Source organism: Phenylobacterium sp., from assembly GCF_028290885.1.
GTDB lineage: Bacteria > Pseudomonadota > Alphaproteobacteria > Caulobacterales > Caulobacteraceae > Phenylobacterium.
Genome location: NZ_JAQGIZ010000219.1, coordinates 1 through 5,069, shown reverse-complemented (window position 1 = coordinate 5,069; position 5,069 = coordinate 1). Strand labels below are relative to the sequence as shown.

The window sequence follows — 5,069 nt, the reverse complement described above, 5'->3', positions numbered from 1 at the left end:
AAGAAGGACTTCCAGCTGGCCCGCGCCGAGGACGTGCTGCACTTCGGCTCGGTCGCCCAGACCCCGAAGCTGCCCAAGCCCACGGCCAAGCTCGCCGAGATCTACACCAAGGCCAAGGTGGCCGAGGTGAAGGCCCCGACGCCGACGCCGAAGTAGCCACTCGACCGCGGGAATCGGCGGCAAATCCGCGCATCGTGGGCCCGCTGCCTGAAAATCCGTGCGTTCGCGGGCCGATGGGAAGCCCTCGTTAACCCTGTTTTGGGATTCTCCGCGTCGAGGAGCACCCAAAGCCGTGGCCAGCATCGCACTTCCCCGGATCGCGCTTCCCCGCCTGGCCGCTTCCGGCGTGGGGCCTGGGCGGCTGAGGGCGCTGGCCGCGAGCCGCTACGCCGGCGCGGGCGCCGCGGCCCTGGTGCTCGTCCTGGCGGTCGCGATCCTGCTGAAGCTGCTGGGCCCGGCCAGCCATGATCCTAACGCGGTGCGGGTGTCGCTCACCTCGGCCTTCGGACGCGCGCCCCCGGGCTGGCGCGAGACGCTGGTCCCGCTGCACGGCCCGGCGCAGGTCAGCCAGGACATCATCCGCCTCTCCGAGCACCCGCTGCCTCCCGGCGTCGGCTGGCGGCGCGCCGGCGCGCTGCTGCCACCACCGGCCCCCGGAGCCCCCCTGCCCGCAGCGCCGATCGCCGGCTTCTTCGCGCCCGGCCCGGCCGGACCGCTGCCGATCATCGCGCAGGACGGCCGCACCCCCTTCGAGGCCTACCGCCGGCCGTTCATCCCCAACGGGCGGCCCAAGGTGGCCCTGGTGATCGGCGGCCTTGGCCTGAACGAGCGGGCCACGCAGGCCGCCATCGAGACCCTGCCGCCGGAGATCACCCTGTCCTTCACCCCCTACGCCGAGGGGCTGCAGGGCTGGATCGACATGGCCCGCGCGCGCGGCCACGAGGTGCTGCTGGAAACGCCGATGGAGCCCATCGACTATCCGGACAACGACCCGGGCCCTTACACCCTGATGGCCGGCGCCCAGGGGCCGGAGACGGTGAAGAAGCTGGAGTGGATCCTGTCGCGGGCGACCGGCTATTTCGGTCTGACCAACTACCTGGGGTCGCGGTTCCTGTCTTCGGACGGGGGCTACCAGACCTTCGCGAGCGCCGTCCGCGGACGGGGCCTGGCTTTTGTCGACGACGGGGCGGCCGCGCGCCGGACCGGCGGCGGGATGGTCCGCGGCTCCGCCGAGCGGGTGATCGACGACCAGCTGAACCAGACCGCCATCGACCAGCAACTGCTGGCGCTGGAAGCCGGCGCCCTGCAGCGTGGCCAGGCGCTCGGCTCGGGCTTCGCCTATCCGGTGACGCTGGAGAAGGTGGCCCAATGGTCGCGCGCGCTGGACCAGCGCGGGTTCCAACTGGCGCCGGCCTCGGCTCTCACCCGCCAATGAGCTAGAAGTCCCGGTGGATGGACCACGACCTCGAACTCTATCGCCCGAACGTTGGCGTCGTCCTGTTCCATCCGGACGGACTGGTGTGGCTGGGCCGTCGGGCCAACACGCCGGGGCCGCACAACTGGCAGTTCCCGCAGGGCGGGGTCGACCCCGGCGAGGACCTGGAGGCCGCCGCCCGCCGCGAACTCGCCGAGGAAACCGGGGCCACGCGCGCGACCTTTCTCGGCCGCACCGATGGCTGGGTGGCCTACGACTTTCCGCCGGGCCATGGCGGCTCCAAGGCGCTGCGCGGCTGGAGGGGGCAGAAGCAGGTCTGGTTCGCCTTCCGCTTCGACGGCGACGACGCCGACTTCGACCTCGCCGCCCATACTGCCCCGGAGTTCGACGCCTGGAGATGGGCGTTCCTCGATGAGGCCGCCGAACTGATCGTGCCGTTCAAGCGGGCGGCCTATGAGCGGGTGGTCGAGGCGTTCGGCAACTTTGCTGCGGCGCGCAGCCGCGGTTAAGGGCCTGGAAGGGCGGCCGCGACTAGCCATATGGTGAAGTCTGGGCGCAGGGCGCGAAGTGCGCGCGGATTGCCGCGCCGAGGGAATGAATGACCGCCATCGTCATGGTGCACGGCGCCTTCTGCGGCGGCTGGGCCTTCGAGCGCTTCCGCACGCCCTTCGAGGCGGCGGGGTTCGAGGTGATCGCGCCCAACCTGCGGGGCCACGGGCCCGATGAGCCGGCCGAGGCGGTGATCGGGGTCTCGATGGCCGACTACGCCGCCGACATCGCCGAGCTTTGCGTGGGTCTTCCCGAGCCTCCGGTGCTGCTCGGCCACTCCATGGGCGGCCTCGTGGCGCAGCTCGCCGCCCGCCGAGCCAAGGTCCAGGCCCTGGTGCTGCTGGCGCCCTCTCCGCCATGGGGCGTGGCCGCCTCCAGCCTGGAGGAAGCCGCGACAGCCTTCGGCGTGCAGATGGCCGGCGCCTTCTCGTCCGGCGCCCTGCAGCCGGACAAGGGCCTGATGCGCGCCTACAGCCTCGACCGGGTGCCGAAGGACGAGCGCGAGGCGGCGGTTGCGCGCCTGCGGCCCGAGAGCGCGCTCGCCGTGCGCGAGACGCTGAACTGGTGGCTTGACCCGTTCATGACCACCAGCGTCGGGCCGGGCGTGCTCGACGGCCCGTCCATGGTGATCTCCGGCGAGGGCGACGTGGTGCATTCCCCGGGCACCGCCCGTGCGGTCGCAGGAAGGCTGGGCGCCGCGTTCAGGACCATGCCCGGGATGAGCCACTGGCTGGTCGGCGAACCGGGGTGGGAAGGCGTCGCGCGGCTGGCGATGAGCTGGCTGGCCGAAGAGGTCAGCCTGGCCGTCTGATCGCTCGTCGTACCAGGCCCGCGAGCGCGACCAGCGCCCAGGAGCCCTCCATCACCGTCGAGGACAGGTTGAAGTCGGCGACCAGCAGCGAGACCAGGATCAGGCAGGCGCCGACGAAGTTCGCCAGCAGCGACCAGACGCCCTTGGGGTCGAGGCGTCCGAGGGCTGCGCCGGCGTAAGCCGCCAGGATCATCAGGACGCCGGCGAGACCCGCGGCGTCCGTCCAGCTCATTGGAAGTGGCGTTCCTGGTAGTAGACTTCGCCCGTCGCGAACCTGGGGTTCAGCGGGGTGTCGTCGGGCTTGGTCCAGGTCGTGAAGTTCACCGCGGTCGACGAGGCCGAATCGAGGTGTTCCCAGGACTTCTGCACGCGCTTCACGCCGTCGGCGTTCACCGAGACATAGTTGGCCTGCAGGATCAGCTCCGGCTGGTGCAGGAACGACCAGACGTTGAAGGCGCTGACGATCGGCTTCTCCTGGCCGATCGCATAGTGCACCTCGCCGCGGCAGGCGTCCTTGTTCACGCCCGAGGGGAAGATCGTGACCGTGTAGTTCTTGTCGCCGCCGAGCGGCATGGTCCAGGTGCCCTCGCGCCGATTGAGCTTGAAGCCGTTGGCCTTGGCGAGATCATCGAGCTTGCCGCCGCGGACCAGCGGCACGCAGACCTTTTCGACCACATTGAGCAGCACGGCGCCGTCGCCGGTGGTGGGGAGTGTCGGCGGGGCCTCGGCGGCAGGCGCCGGCGTCTCGGGCGTGGCCGCAGGCGGCGCCGCGGTGGAAGGCGCCGGCGTGCTGGGCGCTGCGGTGGTCGGCGGCGAAGCGGGCTGCGTCGCCGGCGCAGGGGCCGGCGCGGCAGGCGTCTGGGCCTGGGCCGCGGACGCGACGGCCACGGTTAGGATCAGACTGGCGAGGGCAGTGCGCATCTAGTTTCCCCTGACTTCAGCGGGCCATAAAACGGGAGCAAGACGCCCTAGGCAAGACCCGACGACGGCAAATTTACGACTATAATTCGGTTGCCTCAATCGCATGCTCGGCCAGCACTGTGAAGCCGTCCGGCGTCACGTCCGCAAAGCCGCCGCGCACGTCGAAGACGGTGACCTTGCCGTCGTTGTGCACGCGCACCGGACCTTCTTTCAGCGCGGTCATGAACGGCGCGTGACCGGCCAGGACCCCGAAATCGCCCTCGGAGCCCGGCGCATCGACCTGGTCGACCAGGCCGGAGAACAGCTCGCGCTCCGGCGAGACCAGCGAGAAGCGAAGCTTGTCGGGCATCAGGCTTCCGCCGCCAGCTTTTCGGCCTTGGCGACCGCGTCCTCGATGGTGCCGACGTTGTAGAAGGCGGCTTCCGGCAGGTGGTCGTACTCGCCGTCCACCACCGCCTTGAACGAGCGGATGGTGTCTTCCAGGCTGACGAACACGCCGGGCGTGTTGGTGAACTGCTCGGCCACGTGGAACGGCTGCGACAGGAAGCGGCTGATCTTGCGGGCGCGGGCGACCGTCAGCTTGTCCTCTTCCGACAGCTCGTCCATGCCCAGGATGGCGATGATGTCCTTCAGCGACTTGTAGGCCTGCAGCGTCTCCTGCACCCGGCGGGCGACGTTGTAGTGCTCTTCGCCGATCACCAGCGGGTCCATGATGCGCGAGGTGGAGTCGAGCGGGTCCACCGCCGGGAAGATCGCCTGGGCGGCGATGTCGCGGCTGAGCACGGTGGTCGCGTCCAGGTGGGCGAAGGAGGTGGCCGGCGCCGGGTCGGTGAGGTCGTCGGCGGGCACGTAGATCGCCTGCACGGAGGTGATCGAGCCCTTGGAGGTCGAGGTGATCCGCTCCTGCAGGTTGCCCATCTCGGTCGCCAGCGTCGGCTGATAGCCCACCGCCGAGGGGATGCGGCCCAGGAGCGCCGACACTTCGGAGCCCGCCTGGGTGAAGCGGAAGATGTTGTCGATGAAGAGCAGCACGTCCTTGCCCTCTTCGTCGCGGAAGTACTCGGCCTGGGCCAGGCCCGTCAGCGCCACACGGGCGCGAGCGCCGGGCGGCTCGTTCATCTGGCCGTAGACCAGGGTGCACTTTGAGCCCTCGGTCGAGCCGTTGTTCTTGCGCGGGTCGACGTTGACGTTGGACTCGATCATCTCGTGATAGAGGTCGTTGCCCTCGCGGGTCCGCTCGCCAACGCCGGCCAGCACCGAATAGCCGCCATAGGCCTTGGCGATGTTGTTGATCAGCTACTGCATGGTCACGGTCTTGCCGAAGCCGGCGCCGCCGAACAGGCCGATCTTGCC

6 protein-coding genes and 1 pseudogene are annotated in these 5,069 nt (G+C 70.0%); 3 read left to right on the top strand and 4 right to left on the bottom strand.

The window, feature by feature from the left end:
- Positions 1–292: 292 nt before the first annotated feature.
- The 3 genes from JWP28_RS14775 to JWP28_RS14765 all read left to right on the top strand — a co-directional run bounded on the left by JWP28_RS14775 (position 293) and on the right by JWP28_RS14765 (position 2,795).
- Positions 293–1,435 carry a divergent polysaccharide deacetylase family protein gene (locus JWP28_RS14775; RefSeq protein ID WP_299544041.1) on the top strand — a complete coding sequence of 381 codons (1,143 nt, stop codon included), beginning with the start codon at positions 293–295 and terminating at the stop codon, positions 1,433–1,435.
- A 17-nt stretch (positions 1,436–1,452) separates the two neighbouring features.
- A complete protein-coding gene (locus JWP28_RS14770) occupies positions 1,453–1,944 on the top strand; it encodes an RNA pyrophosphohydrolase (RefSeq protein WP_299544039.1) in 492 nt (163 codons plus the stop codon).
- A gap of 89 nt (positions 1,945–2,033) precedes the next feature.
- Positions 2,034–2,795: an alpha/beta fold hydrolase gene (locus JWP28_RS14765; protein ID WP_299544037.1), complete on the top strand. Its 762-nt coding sequence runs from the start codon at positions 2,034–2,036 to the stop codon at positions 2,793–2,795.
- Here JWP28_RS14765 and JWP28_RS14760 read toward each other — a convergent pair.
- The 4 genes and pseudogenes from JWP28_RS14760 to atpD all read right to left on the bottom strand — a co-directional run.
- Positions 2,779–3,027 (bottom strand): hypothetical protein, encoded by a 249-nt coding sequence (locus tag JWP28_RS14760; protein ID WP_299544036.1) that lies wholly within the window; start codon positions 3,025–3,027, stop codon positions 2,779–2,781. The genes JWP28_RS14765 and JWP28_RS14760 overlap by 17 nt on opposite strands.
- The gene (locus tag JWP28_RS14755) at positions 3,024–3,716 is read right to left on the bottom strand and encodes a hypothetical protein (RefSeq protein WP_299544034.1); all 693 of its coding nucleotides are present in this window, start codon (positions 3,714–3,716) and stop codon (positions 3,024–3,026) included. Before JWP28_RS14755 ends, JWP28_RS14760 begins: the two co-directional genes overlap by 4 nt.
- Before the next feature lie 79 nt (positions 3,717–3,795).
- Entirely contained in the window at positions 3,796–4,065 is a 270-nt protein-coding gene (locus tag JWP28_RS14750) for an ATP synthase F1 subunit epsilon (protein WP_299544033.1), read from the bottom strand.
- Positions 4,065–5,069: pseudogene (gene atpD / locus JWP28_RS14745) on the bottom strand (F0F1 ATP synthase subunit beta); the annotation flags it as partial. The gene JWP28_RS14750 and the pseudogene atpD, both read right to left, overlap by 1 nt.